This window comes from Pelotomaculum sp. FP (assembly GCF_004369245.1).
GTDB lineage: Bacteria > Bacillota > Desulfotomaculia > Desulfotomaculales > Pelotomaculaceae > Pelotomaculum_C > Pelotomaculum_C schinkii.
The window spans coordinates 82,030-101,765 of sequence record NZ_QFGB01000008.1; the positions used below are offsets into that span (position 1 = coordinate 82,030).

Genomic DNA, 19,736 nt, shown 5'->3' on the forward strand with positions numbered 1-19,736 from the left:
GACGCATATGAAAAGCCCCGTCTAGTTGACCGGGCTTTTATCATTTCTCCGGCTTGGTGCGGCCAACGGAGCTTTTGTCGCAAGGAATTTTAGTTCTTCGGCCGCATGGAGGAAGCTGTTATGAATGAACTGTTATGAATGAATTGGAAATATCCATGCTGAAGACCGGAATTACCACCGGCGCGTCAGCTGCAGCGGCGGCGCGTGCGGCGGCATTGCTGCTGTTGCGGGGTGAAACCAACAAAAATATTACCATTGTGAACCCTGAAGGAAACCTGCTTGAGGTTCCTGTTGAGAGTTTGGAACTGGACGGCTCCTGTGCCAGGGCTGTTGTAATCAAGCAGGGGGGGGATGATCCCGATGTAACCAGCGGCCTGCCTGTGGTAGCTGAAGTCGCTGTCTGTGCTGGCGGCGTTCATATCATGGGGGGACGAGGTGTCGGGGTTGTTACCAGGCCAGGCTTGCAGGCGCCGGTAGGCAGTCCCGCCATAAATCCCGTTCCGCGTAAAATGATTGTGGATGCCCTGGACGACCTTATTAGGCCAGGCTCGGGCGTAGAGGTTACTATTTCAGTCCCCGGGGGCGAGGAGGTGGCTCTCAAGACCCTTAACCCGCGTTTGGGGATTGTTGGAGGTATTTCCATCCTGGGCACCACCGGCATTGTCAGGCCGATGTCTGAAGAAGCTTTTAAAAAATCACTCGCTCCACAGGTTGACCTGGCTGTGGCCGCCGGCTACCGGAAGGTCGTCCTCACCCCGGGCCGGATTGGCTTCCGGACGGCGGTCGAACGGTATGGATTGCCTCGCGAAGCTGTGGTTGAAATGAGTAATTTTGTGGGCTACATGCTGGATGTCTGTGTCGACCGGGGCATTGAAGCAGTTTTATTATGGGGTCACCATGGGAAATTAGTAAAAGTCGCAGCCGGCATCTTTCATACCCACAACAGGTTGGCCGACGGGAGGATGGAGACCCTTGCCGCCTTCGCAGGTCTTTACGGGGCGCCGGCCGGTCTAATCAGCAAAATTATGGCAGCGGGTTCTGCTGAAGAAGCGTTGGGTTTGCTTAAAGAGAGCGGCTTCGCCGGAATATTCAATGCTATTGCGGCCAGGGCCAGTACCAGGGCCGAGGCTTATACCCGCACCCGGTTGAAAGCTGGTACGGTACTGCTGGGGTTGGATGGAACGATACTGGGTATGGACGAGTCAACTCGTTTAATTGGAAGGGAAATGGGATGGCAAAAATTGCTGTAGTAGGGGTTGGACCCGGTGGCAAGGAACATCTGACTCCGGCAGCCATACGGGCGGTCGCTGAGGCGGATGTCCTGGTGGGCGGGGAGCGCAGCCTGGCCCTTTTCAGCGGTCAACCGGGCGAAATTTTCACTATTAAAAACAATCTGCAGGAAATGATTGAGTATATCCGGGAGAGAATGGACGAGAAAAAAATTGCGGTAATAGCTTCGGGTGATCCCGGCATGTACGGTATCCTGCAGTACCTGAGGCGGCATTTTACCCCTGCCCAGCTGCAGGTCATCCCGGGTATCAGTTCGGTACAGTATGCTTGCGCCCGGCTGGCAGTTTCCTGGCACGACGCCGTTGTGGTCAGTACCCATGGACGGGACCGGACCGTACTGGCAGAGACCGTGGCAGGCAATAGCAAGGTAGTTGTCCTGGCCGGACCGGAGGAACCACCGCCGGTTCTGGCAAGTGTCCTGGTAAACGCCGGCATGAAAGACAAAACTGCTTATGTCTGCGCCGAACTTTCGTACCCTGCCGAAGAAATTAATGCCTTTACCATCCTTGATCTTGCCCGATGGGAAGGCCAGTGGGATAAAAGAAATTATGTTATGGTGATTTTGGATGAACAGCCGATGGATTTACCGGACACCGGGAATAAGCGATGAGCTTTTTGTGCGCGGCAACGTCCCCATGACCAAAGAGGAAGTACGGGTGATCACCCTGGCCAAGGCCAGGTTGGCGCCCAATCATGTCGTGTGGGATATTGGAGCAGGAACAGGGTCTTTGTCAGTTGAAGCCGCCTTGCAGGCCACCGGTGGTTTTGTTTACGCCGTGGAGCGCAGTCCGGCAGGGATTCACTTGATTCAAAGCAATATGAAGGCTTTTGGATTGGATAACTTGAAAATCATTGAAGGTGTCGCGCCGGAAGCCCTGGACGAGCTGCCGGACCCTGACCGTGTTTTTGTAGGCGGCAGCGGGGGACATTTGACCGGCATATTAGAAAGTGTTTACCAGAGACTTCTACCAGGGGGCAGGATTATTGTAAACACGATTACTCTGGAAACCGCGGCTCACGCTTTAGAACTACTGCAACAGTTCTATGGCGATGTCGACGCGGTGCAAATCAGCGTCGCCAGGGTAGTGAAAGCCGGCGCCAGCCACCTCCTTAAGGGTATGAATCCGGTTACGGTTCTTTCAGCGGAGAAGAGGGCTAATTACTGATAATAGATCTCAATAAAGTAGTCTTTCAAGATCTGACACGGCCTTAAATACCTGAAAAAGACCAAACATTCTTATAAAATACCCCGGTGTAGGCGCCATTTTAATCGCACACGGCGTGTCGGCGCCGCACTTGGACATCTTAAATGGGGCTTTTGTGCGAATGAATTCGCACCTATATTTGAGCGACATTGTAGCGGCCGAAAGGTTTCAAGGTAGTTGTTTATTCGTACAAAAAGGGGGGGTTGATATGATTTATTTTATCGGAGCAGGCCCAGGGGATCCGGAGCTGATTACAGTAAAAGGAGCAAGACTCTTGGCTGAAGCCGAAGTGGTCATATATACCGGTTCCCTGGTTAACCCGGCCTTACTCGATTACTGTAAAGAGGGGGCCGAGATACATAACAGCGCAGGTATGTCCCTGAAAGAAATTATAGACACTATGGTTGAAGCGCACGCCAAAGGTAAAAGGGTGGCCAGGGTCCATACCGGCGATCCTGCCCTGTTCGGCGCGATCCAGGAGCAGATGGACGAATTGCGCCGGGACGGCATACCCTTTTCCGTAATACCGGGGGTTAGTTCCTTCCTTGCTGCCGCAGCGGCTATCCCTCATGAGCTAACCTTGCCGGGTGTAACCCAGACGGTAATCCTGACCAGGGCTGAAGGACGGACACCTGTGCCAGCTGGAGAAACGCTGTCTTCCCTGGCCGGGCACGGCGCAACCATGTGTATCTTTTTAAGCGTGCATATGATGGCGGAAGTGGTCAAGGCGCTTAAATCAGGGGGGTATACACCGGACACACCGGTTATTGTGGTAGAGCGGGCATCCTGGCCTGAACAGCGGGTCATTCACGGTACCATTGAAGATATTGAGCAAAAGGTGATGGAAGCAGGGGTCAACAGGACCGCCCAAATCATGGTGGGCAAGGCTTTCGGGGCGAATTACGAGCCTTCCAGGCTTTATGACACAAGCTTCGACCATACCTTCAGAGGGCCGGCACAGTGAAAATAGGGGTAGTGGCCGTGACCAGGCAAGGCGCCGCGACTGCCTTAAGGGTTTCAACTGCGCTCTCGGAACTGCCGGGGGCAGAGGTTGACATACTGGCGCCGGCCAGATTCGCTGCTAGTTTTCCAGGCTCACGCCCATACAAGCAGCCCCTGCGTCAACTGTGCAGTGAAATATTCCAACAGTACAGTTGCCTGGTTATGGTTATGGCCATGGGTATCGTTTTCAGAACCATGGCGCCTTGCCTTGGCAACAAAAGGACAGACCCCGCGGTTGTTGTAATGGACGAAATGGGGCAGTTCGCCATCAGTGCTCTTTCCGGCCACGTGGGAGGAGCGAACGACATGGCCCGTTATATCCAGAGCAAGCTGGGTGCGCTGGCGGTAATCACCACGGCTACTGATGTGCAAGGACTACCTGCGGTGGATCTTTTGGCGCGTGACTACAACCTTGCTGTTGAACCTCTACATCATCTGAAAACTGTCAGTGCGGCCATGGTTAACGGGGAGGATGTCCATTTTTATATTGACGACGCATCAAAAATAACAGAGATTATAAAATTTCACCCCAAACCCATAGATAATTACCTGCAGGCGCCAAAGAAAGGCATTATTGTTTTTATTACCAGCAGGTTAATCGCCGGTCTTCCATCTGAATCGCTGTTTTTGCGACCGCGACACCTGGTGGTGGGACTGGGATGCCGCACGGGTATCAGCGCTGCGGCAGTCAAGGAAGCTGTGGAACAAGCCCTGGTCCTGGCGGACCGCAGCCTTGCTTCGGTGCGCCTGCTGGCTACTATTGATTTGAGGTCGGGAGAAGCAGGACTGGTTCAGGCTGCGTATGAAATGGGATTGCCCCTTGTTTCCTTCAGCAGGTTAGAAATAGCAGGTGTTTTTGACGTAAAAGGCAGGGACCTTTCTTATTCCCAATTTGTTCAGGACAGGATAGGAGTTGGTGGAGTTTGCGAGCCAGTGGCCCTATTGGCCGCCCCGGCGGCCAGGTTGATTTTGCGCAAGAGAGCGTTCAACGGGGTAACGGTAGCGATTGTCGAGGAAGACTGGCCGTAGTTGGTATTGGTCCGGGCGAAACCGGCCAGATGAGCGGCCGTGCCCTTGAAGCTCTGGAACAGGCCGAGGTGGTGGTGGGTTATAAGGCGTACATTGAGCTCATCTTTGGTCTGCTGCTGGAGAAAGAAGTCGTGAGCAGCGGCATGACCAAGGAGGTGGAGCGTTGCAGCCTTGCCATTAATAGAGCGCTGGAAGGCAAAAAAGTTGCTCTTGTATCCAGCGGCGACCCGGGTGTTTACGGCATGGCGGGGCTGGTACTGGAGCTTCTGGAACAGAAGGGCGCAGTGGAATCTCTTGACCTGGAGATTATCCCCGGCATAACCGCGGCAACTTTCGCCGCCGCCTGTCTCGGAGCGCCGCTGATGCACGATTTTGTGGTAATCAGCTTAAGTGATCTGCTAACGCCCTGGGAAATCATAGAGAAGCGCTTGGAGCACGCCTGCCGGGGCGACTTTGTTGTTGTCCTGTACAACCCGTCCAGTCGTAAGCGGACGGAGCAGATCCATAAGGCCAGAGAAATAATGCTTGAGTATAAAAAACCGGCAACCCCGGTGGGGATTGTACGCAACGTCGCCAGGAAAGATGAGGTAAGCGTGATCACCGACCTGGAGCGTATGGTGAATTACTCCATTGACATGTTTACCACCATCATTATTGGAAATAGCCAGACCCGCCGGGTCGGCAGGTTTTTAGTCACACCAAGGGGCTACCGGCTATGATCCTGGTACTGGCAGGCACGTCTGACGGCAGATTGATCGTGCAAACCCTTGCTGAAAAAGGAAAAGAGGTCCTGGCCTGTGCCGCCACACCTTATGGGGCGGCGTTGCTTGAGGGGTGCGGCGCGGCTGAGGTAAGCGGCCGCCGTTTGAGTGGGGAGGAAATCGGCCGGTTGATTGATGATAAAAATGTGGACTTGCTGGTGGATGCCACCCATCCCTACGCTCAAGAAATCTCATCGCTGGCTTTAAAGGTGTGCAGAGAGAAGAATATCCGTTACATACGTTACCAGCGGCCCCCCTCCAGAGTCCTGGAGAGCCCCCTGCTCCATTATGCCGGCAGTTATGAAAGCGCTGCTCAAAAAGCTGCGGCGCTGGGCAGGGTAATATTTCTGGCTACAGGCAGCAAAACACTCGGTATATTTGTAGCAGAGGCGCAGAGGAGAGGCTGCAGGGTGATTGTGAGGCTTTTGCCTGACCCGAAAGAATTGGATAAGTGTTTCCAACTAGGCCTCACTCCGGCCGATGTGGTTGCCATGCAGGGGCCGTTCAGCCAGGAGCTCAACGCAGCCTTATTGCGCCATTACAAAGCTGAGGTTTTGGTTACCAAAGACGGCGGGACCCCCGGCGGGATGGAGGAAAAGCTCAACGCGGCGCTGGAAACCGGTATCCCGGTAGTTATTGTGGAACGGCCGGACGTACTTTCCGGAGCAGTGGGCAGCGTCGGGGACTTAATGAAGATGATTGACTAAGAATGCATAGGAAGTGATTGGGGCATGACAACTGCTGTGATATTACTCAGCCATGGCAGCCGGGCCGTTGATGCAAGGACGGTGCTTGAGGCATACCGAATGATGCTGGAAAAATCCTGTAGCTACGATTTTGTTGCGACAGCTTCGCTCCAGTTCAACCAGCCGGATCTCCCCGCTACCGTGGAGGAGATGATAAAAAAAGGCGCCCAAAGAATCGTGGTTGCGCCTTTATTTCTTTACCAGGGAAGACACGTCCAGGATGATATTCCTGAAATTGTCCAGAGAGAAAGAGAGAAGTATCCGGAGGTAGAACTGGTGTTGGCAAGTAATATCGGCGCTGATGAAAGGGTAGCCCAGGTTATAATGGACCGAATCAGGGAGGTCTGCTAAATGATGGTTCTTAGTGAGCCCAAGGCGATTGAACAAAAGAGTATGGAAATTATTGAGGAGAACCTGCCCGGCCTGGCCAGGCTGCCTGTAGGAGAGCGGGAGATTATCAAGAGGATCGTCCACACCACGGGGGATGTTTCTATTGCCGGTCTAATCACCATCCATCCTGAGGCGGTAGAAGCGGGCCTGAAGGCTATCAGGAACGGGAGAATAATTGCCACTGATATCAACATGCTCAAAGTGGGAATTAATTCAGGTCGTTTGCGCTCATTTGGCATTGACGTTGTGTGCTACATCAGCGACCCGGATGTTGCACGAGAAGCTAAAGACAGAGGACTTACCAGGGCCATGGTGGCCATGGAGCGCGCGGCGCGAGAGGCGAAAAGGGGGATTATAGCCATCGGCAACGCCCCTACCGCCCTCTTTACCCTGTGCCGCATGATCCAAAAAGGCGAAGCGGCCCCGGCTCTGGTTGTAGGAACCACGGTGGGATTTGTAGGGGCCAGCGAGTCTAAAGAGACATTATTGAAACTGGCTATACCATATATAACCCTGCCCGGTACACGAGGCGGCAGCGCCATTGCCGCAGCAGCGGTTAACGCCCTGCTTGCGCTGGCTTAATATAACTCGTTAACGAAAAAGTACCCGTGGAGGGTATTTTTTTTGGCAATTCTGTTCATAATTCTTTATCATGGATAAAAATAAATGTATATTAAGTCTTTGGCTGGCAAAAATACCTTTTGGAGTCGGGAAAGGAGGAAAAATGAGTAAACTGGTTCCCAGGACTATGGTCATGACGGCTGCGTTAATCATAACGGCCCTTATGATCGGAAGCGTGGCGGCCTCAGCCAACGAGGCTTCCCAGAACACAAATACTCAATCTTCGTTAAAAACCGGTTCCGTTGAGGTAAGCTACACAGTTCAAGAGGGAGATAATCTTAGTTTAATCGCCTATAAACATCAGGTCGCAGTACGTGAATTGATGAGGGCCAATAACCTCAGTGACAGCCTGATCAGGCCAGGGGATGTACTGCAAATTCCCGAAGGGCTATCTTATGAGGGGCGTTTGTCTCGCGGGGTTGTGCCAAGGGAGGAATTGATGCTTCTAGCCAGGTTAATTCACGCTGAAGCACGAGGTGAAAGCTTTGAGGGCCAGGTGGCTGTCGGCGCCGTTATCCTGAACAGGATCAGCAGTCCGTATTTTCCAAAAACAATACCGGAAGTGATTATGCAAAAAAACAATAGGGTTTACCAGTTTTCACCGGTAGAAGATGGTTCAATCAACCTGGAACCTGACGAAAAAGCCTTCAAGGCAGCTGAGCAGGCTCTCTCGGGGAAAGACCCAACAGGTGGCGCGCTGTTTTTTTACAATCCAGATATCAGTAGGGATAGCTGGATCCTGACCCTGCCGGTCGTAACCAAAATCGGCAACCATGTTTTTGCAACCTGCACATAAATGGAGGCGGCCGTTAACTGGTCGCCTCTGTCGCTATATGGTCGAAACTCAATCCTTTAACCTGGACATTTACAGATTTAACCTGCAGCCCGGTCATGTCTTCCACGCTCTGTTTAATCTTATGCTGTATTTGAATTGCCACTTCTGGGAGGTTCAGCCCGAAAAAGATTACAGGAGAAACGTCAACAGTGACAAGCCCTTCATGCTCCACAACAACCCCGATTTTACCCGCGCTTCTGACGCCCTTGACTGATGTGGCGGCGTACCCCGCGATGGCGCTCAGGGCGCTGTTGGCGATGGTCAGCCGGCCGTTATAGGTGAAAGTAGGCCTGACCATTGACTGTTCGAGCCAGTCTTTTCTTCCGGAGGCGCCGCCTTTTTTACGCATAAAAACTTTGAGAGGGTCGACCAGGGTATTGGGAAAACTTTTTTTAACCTCCAGGGTAGGAGCAGGAATGACATGTTTACTGTAGCAGGTCCGCAAGTATTTGGCTTTCCTGATTTCCTTTTCGCTGGCGACTTCTTCGATTTTAATAATACGGCAGGGGAGTGGCAGTCCCAGTCTTGAGGCAATACGTTCCACCATACCTATAGAAGTACCCAGGACCAGAAGCCTGTTCAGGTCAAGCTCGCCAAGGGACTCTTTCATAATTTCCGCCTGTCTGTCATCCATGAACAGAGCTGACCTGATGGCCGATATCCGGGTGGGTTGTTGTTTAGCCGATTTTCCGGCGAGGATACGGTTGCCCTGAATTAAAAGGCCGTCGTCAATAATGGCTTGGGCGTCAATCTGGTGGGCAAGGTTAACCGCGCGGTGGCTTTTCCCTGTACCGCTTGGTCCGACTAGAGCGTAAACTTCCAATAAATACACCTACTTTAAAAAAAGACTAATTTCCTTTTGATGATAGCATATTCATCTTGTATTCAATAGTCAAGGTAAACGTGACACTAAAGTGTCAGCATTTCAACCTTTGATGGTTGTATTATGTGAGTGCGAATTATTCGCACAGCTATAGAGGAATGCTGTATATATGGTTTAAATCTCCAAAGGGTATCCAACTAGTGTTTTTAGAATTAGGGACAAGGTGACTAATACAATGAAAGCAAAAATAACGTTGTTGATGTTACTTATCTCCACCACCATGGTATTGGCCGGTTGCTCTGCCCGGTCCTTTATTGACGCAGACTTTCCGGTACCTTCAAAAATTCTGGATGCCAATGGCACAACAATCACTACCGTTAGTGAGGAAAATCGCGTTCCGGTATCTCTCGACAACATCTCTCCCTATATGCAGCAGGCTATCGTGGCCATTGAAGACGCCAGGTTCTACCAGCACCACGGGATCGACCCGGTTGGCCTGGCCAGAGCCCTGTGGAGAAATATTAAAGAGCGCAGTATCGTTGAAGGGGGCAGCACCATATCGCAGCAACTGGTCAAAAACCTTTACCTGGAACCGGAGCGGACCGCAGGGCGTAAACTGGAGGAAATTTTCCTCACCATCCAGCTGGAAAGAAAACACACCAAAAAAGAAATTCTGGAAATGTACTTAAACCAGATTTACTTTGGGCAAGGCGCTTACGGGGTGGAAGCAGCCGCCAGGACTTATTTCAATAAGCCGGCCAAAGACCTGGGACTCGCTGAAAGCGCGATGCTGGCGGGAGTCCCCAGGGCTCCCAGTATATATGCGCCCTCCCAGAACTTCGAGGGGGCCAAAGCGCGCCAGACCACTGTTCTCAACAGGATGGTAGAACTTGGAATGCTCAGCCGGGAGCAGGCCCAGGAGGCCAGTGGGCAGTTTTTGCAGCCATCCAAGTCGCCTGTTTCTGTAAGGAAGGCCCCTTACTTTTCCAATGAGATCATGAACTATATTGAGAAGAATTATCCCAACGGGTTGGAAAGATTATATTCAGGTGGTTTGTTAATTTATACCACGCTGGATTTAAATATGCAGGAGTCTGCAGAAAAAGCCGTTTCTCAGGGGCTTAAGGGACGCGACCAGGAACTTGACGGAGCGTTGGTGGCAATCGATCCAAAAACCGGTCAGGTGAAGGCCATGGTAGGCGGTAAAGACTATGCCAGGTCCCAATTCAACCGGGCCGTAGCCAGGTTTCAACCGGGATCGGCCTTCAAGCCGTTTCTCTACGCCGCTGCTATCGACAGTGGATATACAGCAGGCAGCACCATCATCTGTGAACCCGTCAGTTTTCTCCAGACCGGCGGCGCCAGATACGAGCCTGAAGACTACCAGGGAGGCTACCACAACCGTCCGTTTACCCTAAAAGAAGCGCTGTATACCTCTGATAATGTGGTGGCTGTTAGGCTGAACGAGCAGGTAGGGGCTGCCAAGGTGGCTAATTATGCCCGGCGAATGGGTATAGAATCACCGCTGCGGCCAGTACTCTCGCTGCCTCTGGGAACTTCAGAGGTGACCCCGCTTGAACTGGCCAGGGCTTACGGTCCGCTGGCCAATAAAGGTATTAAAGCGGAGCCTTACTTCATACAAAAAATAACTGATAGAAACGGGCGGGTACTGGAGGAACACAGGCCGAAATTGGAGCAATCCCTTGATGAGAAAACCGCTTACATTGTCACTGATATGCTTACAGCGGTATTAAAACCGGGTGGCACAGCGTCTAATATTTCCTCCGCTGTAGGACGGCCGGCGGCGGGTAAGACGGGGACCACGGAGAACCTCAAGGAAGCCTGGTTTGTTGGCTATACACCGGACCTTGTGGCTGCCGTTTATATCGGTTACGATGACAAAAATAAAGAGGTGGGACAAACCGGCGCTCAGATAGCCGCTCCCATCTGGGCCAGCTTTGCTGAGGCAGCCTTGAAGGATGTTCCAGCCTCAGATTTTACCATGCCGGCTGGTGTTATGAAGGTCACTATATGTGCCGAAGACGGGCTGCTGGCAGGTCCGTTCAACACCAGGGTGATCGACGCGGCTTTCATCCAGGGTACTGAACCTGCCGCGGTATGCCCGGGAAGCGGTGGAGGGGTAATATCCCCGGACAGCACCAGACAAGGATACCTTGGACCGAGGAGCTTTTCCTTGCCCGGCCTGGACAGGGTTGTTCCTAAAAACCTCTTTGAAACCTTTAACCGCAGTAAAAAAAGTCCCCCTTAAAAAAGGATGACTTAAATGTAATGGTGTATTACCAAAGATCTATTAACTGCATTATAGTAGCTTTTTTTTGCGAAAATAAATATAGACTACAATAGCCAGGGGAAACATAAAAGCCATAAAGAGTGCCCAGGCGATGGACTCCGAGAGCACCCTTCCCCGCCGGCGTGTGTCCCAAAAGACCAATACGGCTGAGCCGCCGAAAAGGGCTAGTAAAAAATAATTGGCTATCAGAGAAAATGTACTGGGTTCACCTGTCAACAAAAATCACTCCTTATATTTGGCATGTTGCCAGGTCTAAATATCAGGTGCGATATTTAATAACCCTGGCGGGGGCGCCGCAGGCCACGGCATATGCAGGAATATCACGGGTTACCACGCTGTTGGCCCCGATTACCGCTCCGTCTCCAACAGTCGTCCCCCGCAAAATCGCACAGCCCCTCCCAATCCAGACATCACTGCCAATTTTGATGGGAAGCGCGTTTAAATCCTGGTCACGGATGGGGAGCCCGTTTTTTTCAAAGCTGTGGTTTGCGTCGATGACACTGACAAACTCGGCCAGCATGGTATTATCACCGATGGATATGCCGGTATCACTGGACAACACACAGTTCCTTCCAATGTATATCCTATTGCCCAGCGTAATACTGCCTGTGTCGGTTACTACAAATGAAACCCCCGGCGCAAAAAGGCATTCGTCTCCAATAACAACACGGTGACAAAGGGGTACATCAAACATCCCTTCAAAAACAGTGTTGCGTCCAACGGATTGCAGCAGCCGGCCGGCCATAAAAGTATAGTAGCCCGTCATTAAGAACCGGAGTAACTTGTATATCAACTTGATCATGGTAACACTCCCAAGAAGACAGACCTAAATTTAATTCGACACGAATGCTGGGATAACCTTTAATTATTGAAAGACAACAGCTGTTCCCAAGAGAGCTTTTCTCCTTGACTTTTTGGGCCGACTATGGGAAAATATATTTTGTCAGTCCGCTAGGTTAGCTTCGGGACGTAGCTCAGTTTGGTAGAGCGCACGGTTCGGGACCGTGAGGTCGCACGTTCAAGTCGTGTCGTCCCGACCAAATACTTTACAGGAAACCCGCAAAGCCTTATATTAGGGGCTTGCGGGTTTTCATATTGACACTGGATTGCCAACCCTATATGCTGTTTATAGATGCTGGAGGAGGGAATATCGTTGAAAAATAATCTTGAAATTGGTGAAGTTGTTTATCAAAAAACCAAATATGGCATGGTGAAGAGCAAAATTGTCAAGATAATCAATGAAAATTATGCAATTATTGATAAGGGTTACGGGGAACAAAAAGTTAGAGTTGATCAATTAATAAAAGAACAAGATGATATGTCAGCAAAAGAACAAGAAATATTAAGCAAATTGCAAAAAGAATTTATGGGAATGTAAAAATAAATGATAACCTGATGATTGGAATTTAAATAAGAAAACCCGCAAACCCTTATATCACAAGGATTTACGGGTTTTCTTATTGAGATGGTACGAAAAGGAAATCAAGGCAGCTAAATTACTTCGAATGAATCACCCATTTTTTGCCTGCAGCATATAATTGATAGTAAGTATGCTAAATTATAGATTTTTGAGGCTTGGCGAAAGGGGTAAATATTCATGTTGTCAAATGAAGAGTTCGTAATACAATCATTGGACATACACTTATTCTTTTTGAGAATTATGAAGGAGCATGCCTTCTTTTTGGAAGGAGGCTTTACTCCCGTGAATTCTGATTTGGCCCGTCAGGCCGATACTTTTAAGAAAAAGTACGAGGCCTTGTTAACAGAGGCGGTAACCCTAACCGGCGGATGTATCAGCCCCGGTGTAGCCTCTTCAGGAGAAGTAGTTACCGATTTTACACTTAATGCTGAGAGGGCAACAGAGTTTTACACCGGCATATCTATTGACACCAACATTACCAGGGCGGAGCTTTCCCTTACTAAGCGGGTAACGCAGTTGAATTTACAAACGCTGGTACAACGTGTCGCTGATTTAAATCAGCGGGCAATTGCTGTGACTCAAAGCTTAATAAATTTTAAGACTATAGTCCTGGACAGTATTTTAGCTTGCAAGATGTTCACATTCAACTACCCGCTATTAATTGACCACATTCGCCGGGAAGCTATATTGTTTGTCGAACTGCTCACCAGACTGCAAAATAGGGTGATGGTAGATATTATCGGATTTGCAGTTGAACAGGAGTCCTTTTGGAATAGAATTATGGCAGAACATGCTAAATTTATCAGGGGGCTTTTAGATCCCACCGAAGAGGTCTTGTTCCAAACAGCCAATAACTTTGGTAAAGAATTTGATTTGCTTACTGCTGAAGCGATGGCCTTGCACAGTCAGATTAACCTTTTTCCGCAGGTTACGCAGAAAAGCCTGAAGGAAACTATTGGGATAAGGGATTTCAAGAGGCAAGGCACAGAGGGTATTCTTGCCTGCAGAATAAGGTCTATTATATTGCCTTTATTAGCTGACCATACCCTCAGAGAAGCCAATCATTATCTACGTTTATTAAGGATTTTTAGTATGAGTGCTTGAGTTAAGTCCCGCTACTGCATTGTAACAATACCAAGATCCTTAACATAATATGTTGCGTAAGTGTCATTTGGAAAAGGAGGTGTGTTAATAAATGGCAGAATTTGTTGAAATGCAGACAGGATTTGGTAATCCAGCGTTTATCTTCTTTCTTATTTTTATACTGTTAGTATTTGGTGTCGGTTGCTGCTTCTTCATCTAACAACATCCTTGTACTATCGGCTATTTTTAGCACCCTAAATATTTTTCACTCCCAGGCAGAGCGTATCCTGATCAGGTAGAATTATGTGACCTGTTCAGGGTACGCTTATTCTTTGACGGCTATCATTGCCGTTCGCATGTATAGAAAAGAGCCGCCAGCTAAATAACCGCCGGCGGCTCTTCTAGGGGTTGATGGCGAGACCCCTGACGCTATTAGCTTTAGATGCAACCCCCGCCGCCAAAGGCCCAGAAACCTACACCAAAGACCAAAAGGATAAAGATTAAGAAGAAAATGAACGCCGCGTTACCAAATCCTGCCTGCTCAATTTTAACATCTGCCATACTTTATGCCTCCTTGATAATTTTATCTTAATATATGTTTATAAATTAGATATTGTCACAAAACAGGGAATTTATCATTCGGCATAAAGAAATGATATTTAATGGTAAAGGTTTGTCTGGATTATCAATGTGTATGCGGCAGCTGTTTCCAGTGGTGGACAATTTGTGATATAATACCATTATTGTTTTAGCAGCTATGAAAAGAAGCTAGGAGGGGTTCTTTGTGAATCTTCTTATTATGGGGCCTCCGGGTGCGGGAAAAGGCACTCAGGCGGAAGTGTTGGCGAGGGAACTTAATATAACCAATATCTCTACCGGCGATATGTTTCGCGCTGCCATCAAGGAAGGCACTGAGATGGGCAGGAAAGCGAAGGAGTACATGGATATGGGCGAGCTTGTACCGGATTCTGTAGTGGTGGGAATTATAAAGGATCGCCTTTCTCAAGCGGACTGTGCCAGGGGATTTTTGTTGGACGGTTTTCCCCGCACTGTAGTGCAGGCCGAAGCGCTGGAAGAAACACTCAAGACAATGGGACGAACGCTTGACGGGGTAATCAACATCTTTGTACCACGTGAAAAAATAGTAGATCGTTTGACCGGCCGGCGTATTTGCCGTGACTGCGGCGCCAGTTACCACGTGCAATATAATCCACCAGCAAAAGATGATGTATGCGACGCATGTGGCGGCGAGTTGTATCAACGTAGTGATGACAATGAAACTGTTGTAAACAACCGTCTGGATATATATGAATCCAAAACCCAGCCTCTTATTGATTATTACGCCAAGAGAAATCTGCTGAAAAGCGTCAACGGAGACCAGGATATTAAAAAAGTGTTGGGTGATATCTTAACCATTCTGGACAAGTAACAGTTTAGAGATAATAACATAATATTGCCAGTGAAAAATTCATCTCCCCCGGCATATAGATTAGTATATTAAGAAGGGGGGGGTTCTAGAGGTTAGGGCTACTATCTCCTGGTTTAAACCAGCAGGCACGGTTTCTTGATGTATAATTCCGATTTCGGGAATTTATGGTTTCAATATAAATACTTTCAAACGATTGGCGAATATCAGGGCGATAAATCAATTCGCCTGTTTTTTTTGCTAGTTTAAATTTTATTTATTTTTTATTTTGTTTTAAAAACGAGTCTGTTGAATAAAAGTAAATCCGGAAATGCTTTAAAAGTAATATTTATTTTGTTGACCAAATTATTTTTATTAAGTTAAGATCATTTGTAATATAGAAAGATATTTAAGGAGGTGTTTTTTTATGGAGAAAAGAGACCTGGTTATTATTGGCGGCGGACCTGCAGGCCTCTCCGCTGGAATATACTCAGCTAGGGCCGCGCTCAATACATTGCTGCTGGAGAGGGGCGTCCCAGGGGGTATGGTGGTAAGCACCCAAAATATTGAGAATTATCCTGGCTTTCCAGGTATAGGCGGGCCCGAGCTTATGATCCAGATGGAGAAACAGGCCCGCGGCTTCGGACTGGAGATAATGTCCTCAAATGTTGAGAAGATTGAACCTTCATCCAAGGAAATTACTGTGATTACTGATAAAGGGCCAATCAAAACCGGAGCCCTGATAATTGCCACTGGAGCTCAGCCGCAACTGCTCAATGTAAAGGGAGAGGCTGAATATACCGGACGGGGTGTTTCCTACTGCGCTACCTGCGACGGCGCTTTTTTCCGTGGTAAAAAAGTCGCCGTGGTCGGTGGGGGAGACGCCGCAGTTGAGGAAGCCATTTATCTAACCAAATTTGCGGAAAAAGTTTACGTCATCCACAGGCGCGGTGAGTTGAGAGCTACCAAAATAGTCCAGCAACGGGCTTTCATGAACCCTAAGATTGAATTTGTCTGGCACAGTGTGGTTGATGAAATCAATGGTACAGATACGGTTGAGGCTGCGCTGCTCAGAGATGTCCGTAACAATTTCAGGTCGAGGCTTTCGGCTGATGGTGTTTTTATATATATTGGCTACCAGCCTAATGCCGACCTTGTTAAAGACATCGTCAAAGTGGACGACAAAGGCTATATCATAACCGATGAAAACATGCTGACATCTCAACCGGGTATATACGCAGCCGGGGATGTGCGGCAAAAACTATTACGTCAGGTTGTAACAGCTGTTGCTGACGGAGCTATAGCAGCTGTAGCAGCAGAAAAATACCTGCAAGCGCAAAGGTAAAGAAAAACTCAGATTATATATGACATAACAATGTATAAATCATTTTAATATCGAGTAGTTCAGAATCAAGCTGTGATTCGTGCATAAAAATCTTTTTATAAAAAGCAACAGGTGTTTTTTTTAGAAGGGAATTTAATCACAAGTGAAGAAATAATATACTAAAGTTTCTTACTATTCTGACCTATTATAATTTAGGAGGTGCACTCTTGGAAGATTTACTTAATAGGTTCCGGGCAGGCGAGCACCGGGCGCTGGCTAGGGTGATTTCAATTGTAGAGAACGAGATGCCTCAAAAGGACGAGCTTATTAAGCAAATATACCAGCAGACAGGTCGAAGCTATATTCTGGGGGTAACCGGCTCACCTGGCGCAGGTAAAAGTTCTCTGGTGGACCTCCTTGTTAAAGAAATAAGAAAAAGGAATGAAAATGTCGGGATTATAGCGGTGGATCCCACCAGCCCCTTTACCGGCGGGGCCATTCTGGGAGACCGTATACGTATGAACGCGCATGCTTTGGACGAAGGGGTTTTTATTCGCAGTATGGGCACCAGAGGCAGCCTTGGTGGGGTGACCAAGACCACCAAGGAAATAGTTAAAGTCATGGACGCCTTTGGGATGGATTGGATCATCATTGAAACTGTGGGTGTAGGTCAGGCTGAACTGGACATTATGTATATAGCAGACACTACCATAGTCGTTCTGACTCCCGGGGCAGGGGACAGTATACAGACTATGAAGGCTGGTATTATGGAGATCGCCGATGTGTTTGCCGTAAATAAATGCGATATGCCGGGCGCTGACAGAGTTGTTGCAGAAGTGGATATGATGCTGGATTTTCGTGACGATCACGTAAAATGGCGGCCACCCGTAGTGCAAACATCTACCATGAATATTGTTGGTATCACTGAACTTTTATCAGCTATTGAAAGACACCGCGGCTATCTCCTCGACAAGGGGATCTTTGATGTTAGAAGAAACGAGCGTGCAAAAAATGAAACGCTTGACATAGTAAGCCAACAATGGGAAAGGTTGGTTAGAAAGCAGGTAAATCAGCCCGGGCAGGTAAAACGGCTTCTTGAAAAAGTCGCTGCACGGGAAGTTGACCCATATACCGCTTCGGTGCAAATTTTGGATTTGGTTATGCAACAGGTGGTTGGACAGGCGACGCCGGCCCGGTAATAAGATCTGCTATCTATAGCCCTACCAAATAAGGGGCTATTTTTTTATTATAATATTTTGGAAACGCAGTGAAATCTTTGCTTATTTTGGGTATAATCAAGAAAAAACTTAAGGAGTGAAAAAATGAAGGTAACGTTCTTGGGACATGCGGGATTCCTTGTGGAGGGGAGCGCGACCATAGTAATTGACCCGTTTCTGACCGGCAACCCTGTTGCAGCAGTAAAACCCGAAGAAATCAGGGCTGACCTGGTACTGGTAACACATGGCCACGGCGACCACCTGGGTAATGCCGTGGCCATCGCCAAACAATCCGGTGGTACGCTGGTTTCCGTGTTTGAGATGGCAACTTATGCCGGACGTAAGGGGGCGTTATCGCACGGAATGCATATTGGAGGCAGCCATACCTTTAATGGAGTAAAAATAAAGCTGACGCCGGCATGGCACGGGACAGGTTTCGGCGAAGGACCCATGGAATATCTGGGTACACCATGCGGATTTTTGATTAATATGGACGGCAGAACCATTTACCATTCCGGTGATACCGGCTTATTCGGTGACATGGAACTAATCGGTCGCCTGCATCCGGCTGACCTGGCCTTACTGCCTATCGGCGATAATTTCACGATGGGGCCGGAGGATGCATTAGAAGCAGTAAAGATGCTTAAGCCCAAAATGGTCGTTCCCATGCATTACAATACCTGGCCTCTAATCAAACAGGACCCGTTGAAATTTAAAGCGGAGGTGGAGTCTGCTACAGTAAGTATGGTTACGGTGCTTGCCCCGGGCGAAAACTTTGAGCTTCTTTAAAAATATTAACGCAACAAAAAAGAAACTGTACCTTATTATTACCATTAACACCAGTCTACACCAGTCTACTAAATGATGGTCTGATTAATCCTGGACCCGTGATTAATCAGACCGTCCACTTGTTAAAAACTTTACTACTATTCTTCCCAGACCTTAACTTCTTTCATTTTATCGCCTGGTTTAATTTTATCTACGTATTCCATTCCCTCTACCACCTGGCCAAAAACGGTGTGGACCCCGTCAAGGTGGGGGAATGAGTCGTAGCATATAAAAAATTGGCTGCCGCCCGTATCTTTTCCTGCGTGCGCCATCGATAAGGCTCCCTTAACATGCTTATGGGGGTTGCCGGCAGTTTCACATTTTATTCTGTAACCTGGTCCGCCTGTCCCATTACCTTTAGGGCAGCCTCCCTGGGCAACAAAACCCGGTATTACCCGGTGAAAATTCAAACCGTTATAAAATCCGGAATTTGCGAGTTTCTCGAAATTTGCAACCGTTCCCGGCGCAGCTTTATCAAAAAACTCTATAATCACTTTATTACCGTTCTCTAACTCAATACTGCCTTTTTTCATGGGCGATCCTCCTTTAATACCTTGACGGTAAGTCCTATTCTACCATAATAATGAAAGTAATGCAAAAATGCGTCGAGAATCAACTAAGTTCGTGTAATTTTTTTATCTAATCGAAAGATTGCCACTTGACCGCAGATTGTAGAAGTGATAGAATAACAACTGTTCGCGCCGCAAGGCGCGAATCCGGCCAGAAAATACCAGTTGACACGGGGCCGGCAGAAATGATAGGATAATATTTGCGTCGCGCTAAAGGGCGACACGGTCTTTGAAAACTAAACAGTGGATGGATGGAAAAAAGGACGTCAGACGTCGGACGTCAGACGTCAGGATTAGGGTAAGGCTTAAGGGTTTTAAGAAGCCCAAGAGAAGTGCCCGGATACTGACGACTGCTGCCTGACGACAGACGACCGAATTACATGACTCTCGTCAAAGAACGAGCAGTATTCCAAACAGACGTAAGGCGAAGAAGTAAGGCGGAGGAAGAAAGGAAACTCAAAGGTTCCAAAGACCCAAGAGGAATACCTTGGACCCTACGACTTACGACCTACGGCTTGCGACTAAATTAACGAGCGAGATCAAATTTTTCAGATATAAATGGAGAGTTTGATCCTGGCTCAGGACGAACGCTGGCGGCGTGCTTAACACATGCAAGTCGAACGGAAGTTTGAGAGGAAGCTTGCGAATCTCAAACTTTAGTGGCGGACGGGTGAGTAACGCGTGGATAACCTGCCTTAATGACCGGGATAACGCCGGGAAACTGGCGCTAATACCGGATACGCTCACCCAGAACACATGTTTGGGTGAGGAAAGGAGCAATCCGCATTAAGATGGGTCCGCGTCCCATTAGCTAGTTGGAGGTGTAAGAGACCCCCAAGGCGACGATGGGTAGCCGGCCTGAGAGGGTGGACGGCCA

Annotated in this window: 22 protein-coding genes, 1 tRNA gene and 1 rRNA gene; 19 read left to right on the forward strand and 5 right to left on the reverse strand. The window is 48.7% G+C overall.

Features of this window, described 5'->3' with window-relative positions:
* Positions 1–134 precede the first annotated feature (134 nt).
* The 10 genes from cbiD (at position 135) to Psfp_RS05205 (ending at position 7,840) form a co-directional block, all read left to right on the forward strand.
* Positions 135–1,250: a cobalt-precorrin-5B (C(1))-methyltransferase CbiD gene (gene cbiD, locus Psfp_RS05160; RefSeq protein WP_134217477.1), complete on the forward strand. Its 1,116-nt coding sequence runs from the start codon at positions 135–137 to the stop codon at positions 1,248–1,250.
* A complete protein-coding gene (cbiE, locus tag Psfp_RS05165; protein ID WP_134217478.1) occupies positions 1,232–1,900 on the forward strand; it encodes a precorrin-6y C5,15-methyltransferase (decarboxylating) subunit CbiE in 669 nt (222 codons plus the stop codon). Before cbiD ends, cbiE begins: the two co-directional genes overlap by 19 nt.
* Positions 1,857–2,456 carry a precorrin-6Y C5,15-methyltransferase (decarboxylating) subunit CbiT gene (cbiT, locus tag Psfp_RS05170; protein WP_134217479.1) on the forward strand — a complete coding sequence of 200 codons (600 nt, stop codon included), beginning with the start codon at positions 1,857–1,859 and terminating at the stop codon, positions 2,454–2,456. The genes cbiE and cbiT overlap by 44 nt, the downstream gene beginning before the upstream one ends.
* A 247-nt stretch (positions 2,457–2,703) precedes the next feature.
* Positions 2,704–3,459: a precorrin-4 C(11)-methyltransferase gene (gene cobM, locus Psfp_RS05175; protein ID WP_134217480.1), complete on the forward strand. Its 756-nt coding sequence runs from the start codon at positions 2,704–2,706 to the stop codon at positions 3,457–3,459.
* Complete coding sequence (locus Psfp_RS05180) at positions 3,456–4,526, forward strand: cobalamin biosynthesis protein (RefSeq protein ID WP_134217481.1); 1,071 nt, start codon at positions 3,456–3,458, stop codon at positions 4,524–4,526. Before cobM ends, Psfp_RS05180 begins: the two co-directional genes overlap by 4 nt.
* 29 nt (positions 4,527–4,555) lie before the next feature.
* A complete protein-coding gene (gene cobJ / locus Psfp_RS05185) occupies positions 4,556–5,245 on the forward strand; it encodes a precorrin-3B C(17)-methyltransferase (RefSeq protein ID WP_134217504.1) in 690 nt (229 codons plus the stop codon).
* Entirely contained in the window at positions 5,242–5,994 is a 753-nt protein-coding gene (gene cobK, locus Psfp_RS05190; RefSeq protein ID WP_134217482.1) for a precorrin-6A reductase, read from the forward strand. The genes cobJ and cobK overlap by 4 nt, the downstream gene beginning before the upstream one ends.
* Positions 5,995–6,018: 24 nt before the next feature.
* Positions 6,019–6,384, forward strand: coding sequence for a CbiX/SirB N-terminal domain-containing protein (locus tag Psfp_RS05195; RefSeq protein ID WP_134217483.1), 366 nt, complete (start codon positions 6,019–6,021; stop codon positions 6,382–6,384).
* Positions 6,385–7,005 carry a precorrin-8X methylmutase gene (locus Psfp_RS05200; protein ID WP_134217484.1) on the forward strand — a complete coding sequence of 207 codons (621 nt, stop codon included), beginning with the start codon at positions 6,385–6,387 and terminating at the stop codon, positions 7,003–7,005. It abuts the gene before it with no gap.
* A 142-nt stretch (positions 7,006–7,147) separates the two neighbouring features.
* Positions 7,148–7,840, forward strand: coding sequence for a cell wall hydrolase (locus Psfp_RS05205; RefSeq protein WP_134217485.1), 693 nt, complete (start codon positions 7,148–7,150; stop codon positions 7,838–7,840).
* Between the two features lie 13 nt (positions 7,841–7,853).
* On the opposite strand, the gene Psfp_RS05210 is transcribed toward Psfp_RS05205, so the two are convergent.
* Positions 7,854–8,702 carry an Asp23/Gls24 family envelope stress response protein gene (locus tag Psfp_RS05210; RefSeq protein WP_134217486.1) on the reverse strand — a complete coding sequence of 283 codons (849 nt, stop codon included), beginning with the start codon at positions 8,700–8,702 and terminating at the stop codon, positions 7,854–7,856.
* Positions 8,703–8,937: 235 nt separating this feature from the next.
* Between Psfp_RS05210 and Psfp_RS05215 the strand changes: the two genes are divergently transcribed.
* Entirely contained in the window at positions 8,938–10,971 is a 2,034-nt protein-coding gene (locus Psfp_RS05215) for a penicillin-binding protein 1A (protein WP_134217487.1), read from the forward strand.
* 51 nt (positions 10,972–11,022) lie between these two features.
* Here the strand turns inward: Psfp_RS05215 and Psfp_RS05220 are convergent, their stop codons facing one another.
* Positions 11,023–11,232: a hypothetical protein gene (locus Psfp_RS05220; protein WP_134217488.1), complete on the reverse strand. Its 210-nt coding sequence runs from the start codon at positions 11,230–11,232 to the stop codon at positions 11,023–11,025.
* Positions 11,233–11,272: 40 nt separating this feature from the next.
* Positions 11,273–11,815, reverse strand: a complete 543-nt coding sequence (locus Psfp_RS05225) for an acyltransferase (RefSeq protein ID WP_134217489.1) — start codon at positions 11,813–11,815, stop codon at positions 11,273–11,275.
* A 161-nt stretch (positions 11,816–11,976) separates the two neighbouring features.
* Between Psfp_RS05225 and Psfp_RS05230 the strand changes: the two genes are divergently transcribed.
* The 3 genes from Psfp_RS05230 (at position 11,977) to Psfp_RS05240 (ending at position 13,537) form a co-directional block, all read left to right on the forward strand.
* A tRNA-Pro gene (locus Psfp_RS05230) sits at positions 11,977–12,053 on the forward strand.
* A gap of 113 nt (positions 12,054–12,166) precedes the next feature.
* Positions 12,167–12,391 (forward strand): hypothetical protein, encoded by a 225-nt coding sequence (locus Psfp_RS05235; protein ID WP_134217490.1) that lies wholly within the window; start codon positions 12,167–12,169, stop codon positions 12,389–12,391.
* Positions 12,392–12,610: 219 nt separating this feature from the next.
* On the forward strand, positions 12,611–13,537 hold the full coding sequence (locus Psfp_RS05240) for a DUF2935 domain-containing protein (protein WP_134217491.1): 927 nt from the start codon (positions 12,611–12,613) through the stop codon (positions 13,535–13,537).
* Positions 13,538–13,954: 417 nt separating this feature from the next.
* Here the strand turns inward: Psfp_RS05240 and Psfp_RS22445 are convergent, their stop codons facing one another.
* Positions 13,955–14,077 carry a hypothetical protein gene (locus Psfp_RS22445; RefSeq protein ID WP_282432414.1) on the reverse strand — a complete coding sequence of 41 codons (123 nt, stop codon included), beginning with the start codon at positions 14,075–14,077 and terminating at the stop codon, positions 13,955–13,957.
* Between the two features lie 223 nt (positions 14,078–14,300).
* Here Psfp_RS22445 and Psfp_RS05245 point away from each other — a divergent pair, with 223 nt between their 5' ends.
* The 4 genes from Psfp_RS05245 to Psfp_RS05260 all read left to right on the forward strand — a co-directional run bounded on the left by Psfp_RS05245 (position 14,301) and on the right by Psfp_RS05260 (position 18,251).
* On the forward strand, positions 14,301–14,945 hold the full coding sequence (locus Psfp_RS05245) for an adenylate kinase (RefSeq protein ID WP_134217492.1): 645 nt from the start codon (positions 14,301–14,303) through the stop codon (positions 14,943–14,945).
* A 403-nt stretch (positions 14,946–15,348) separates the two neighbouring features.
* Entirely contained in the window at positions 15,349–16,266 is a 918-nt protein-coding gene (gene trxB / locus Psfp_RS05250) for a thioredoxin-disulfide reductase (RefSeq protein ID WP_134217493.1), read from the forward strand.
* A gap of 206 nt (positions 16,267–16,472) precedes the next feature.
* Positions 16,473–17,444 carry a methylmalonyl Co-A mutase-associated GTPase MeaB gene (meaB, locus tag Psfp_RS05255; RefSeq protein ID WP_243120490.1) on the forward strand — a complete coding sequence of 324 codons (972 nt, stop codon included), beginning with the start codon at positions 16,473–16,475 and terminating at the stop codon, positions 17,442–17,444.
* A gap of 123 nt (positions 17,445–17,567) precedes the next feature.
* Positions 17,568–18,251 (forward strand): metal-dependent hydrolase, encoded by a 684-nt coding sequence (locus Psfp_RS05260; RefSeq protein ID WP_134217494.1) that lies wholly within the window; start codon positions 17,568–17,570, stop codon positions 18,249–18,251.
* A gap of 137 nt (positions 18,252–18,388) precedes the next feature.
* Here Psfp_RS05260 and Psfp_RS05265 read toward each other — a convergent pair whose 3' ends face one another.
* Positions 18,389–18,823, reverse strand: a complete 435-nt coding sequence (locus tag Psfp_RS05265) for a peptidylprolyl isomerase (RefSeq protein WP_134217495.1) — start codon at positions 18,821–18,823, stop codon at positions 18,389–18,391.
* 591 nt (positions 18,824–19,414) lie between these two features.
* Between Psfp_RS05265 and Psfp_RS05270 the strand changes: the two genes are divergently transcribed.
* Positions 19,415–19,736 (forward strand): 16S ribosomal RNA (locus Psfp_RS05270); the annotation flags it as partial.

What these genes read in the sequence shown, in the direction of transcription:
- cbiE (WP_134217478.1), top strand. Translation starts at nt 1,232, where the DNA reads ATGGCAAAAATTGCTGTAGTAGGGGTTGGACCCGGTGGCAAGGAACAT.
- Psfp_RS05200 (WP_134217484.1), top strand. Translation starts at nt 6,385, where the DNA reads ATGATGGTTCTTAGTGAGCCCAAGGCGATTGAACAAAAGAGTATGGAA.
- Psfp_RS05225 (WP_134217489.1), bottom strand. Translation starts at nt 11,815, where the DNA reads ATGATCAAGTTGATATACAAGTTACTCCGGTTCTTAATGACGGGCTAC.
- trxB (WP_134217493.1), top strand. Translation starts at nt 15,349, where the DNA reads ATGGAGAAAAGAGACCTGGTTATTATTGGCGGCGGACCTGCAGGCCTC.
- cbiT (WP_134217479.1), top strand. Translation starts at nt 1,857, where the DNA reads ATGAACAGCCGATGGATTTACCGGACACCGGGAATAAGCGATGAGCTT.
- Psfp_RS05265 (WP_134217495.1), bottom strand. Translation starts at nt 18,823, where the DNA reads ATGAAAAAAGGCAGTATTGAGTTAGAGAACGGTAATAAAGTGATTATA.
- Psfp_RS05240 (WP_134217491.1), top strand. Translation starts at nt 12,611, where the DNA reads ATGTTGTCAAATGAAGAGTTCGTAATACAATCATTGGACATACACTTA.
- cbiD (WP_134217477.1), top strand. Translation starts at nt 135, where the DNA reads ATGAATGAATTGGAAATATCCATGCTGAAGACCGGAATTACCACCGGC.
- Psfp_RS05195 (WP_134217483.1), top strand. Translation starts at nt 6,019, where the DNA reads ATGACAACTGCTGTGATATTACTCAGCCATGGCAGCCGGGCCGTTGAT.
- cobK (WP_134217482.1), top strand. Translation starts at nt 5,242, where the DNA reads ATGATCCTGGTACTGGCAGGCACGTCTGACGGCAGATTGATCGTGCAA.
- Psfp_RS05260 (WP_134217494.1), top strand. Translation starts at nt 17,568, where the DNA reads ATGAAGGTAACGTTCTTGGGACATGCGGGATTCCTTGTGGAGGGGAGC.
- cobM (WP_134217480.1), top strand. Translation starts at nt 2,704, where the DNA reads ATGATTTATTTTATCGGAGCAGGCCCAGGGGATCCGGAGCTGATTACA.
- Psfp_RS22445 (WP_282432414.1), bottom strand. Translation starts at nt 14,077, where the DNA reads ATGGCAGATGTTAAAATTGAGCAGGCAGGATTTGGTAACGCGGCGTTC.
- cobJ (WP_134217504.1), top strand. Translation starts at nt 4,556, where the DNA reads ATGAGCGGCCGTGCCCTTGAAGCTCTGGAACAGGCCGAGGTGGTGGTG.
- Psfp_RS05215 (WP_134217487.1), top strand. Translation starts at nt 8,938, where the DNA reads ATGAAAGCAAAAATAACGTTGTTGATGTTACTTATCTCCACCACCATG.
- Psfp_RS05205 (WP_134217485.1), top strand. Translation starts at nt 7,148, where the DNA reads ATGAGTAAACTGGTTCCCAGGACTATGGTCATGACGGCTGCGTTAATC.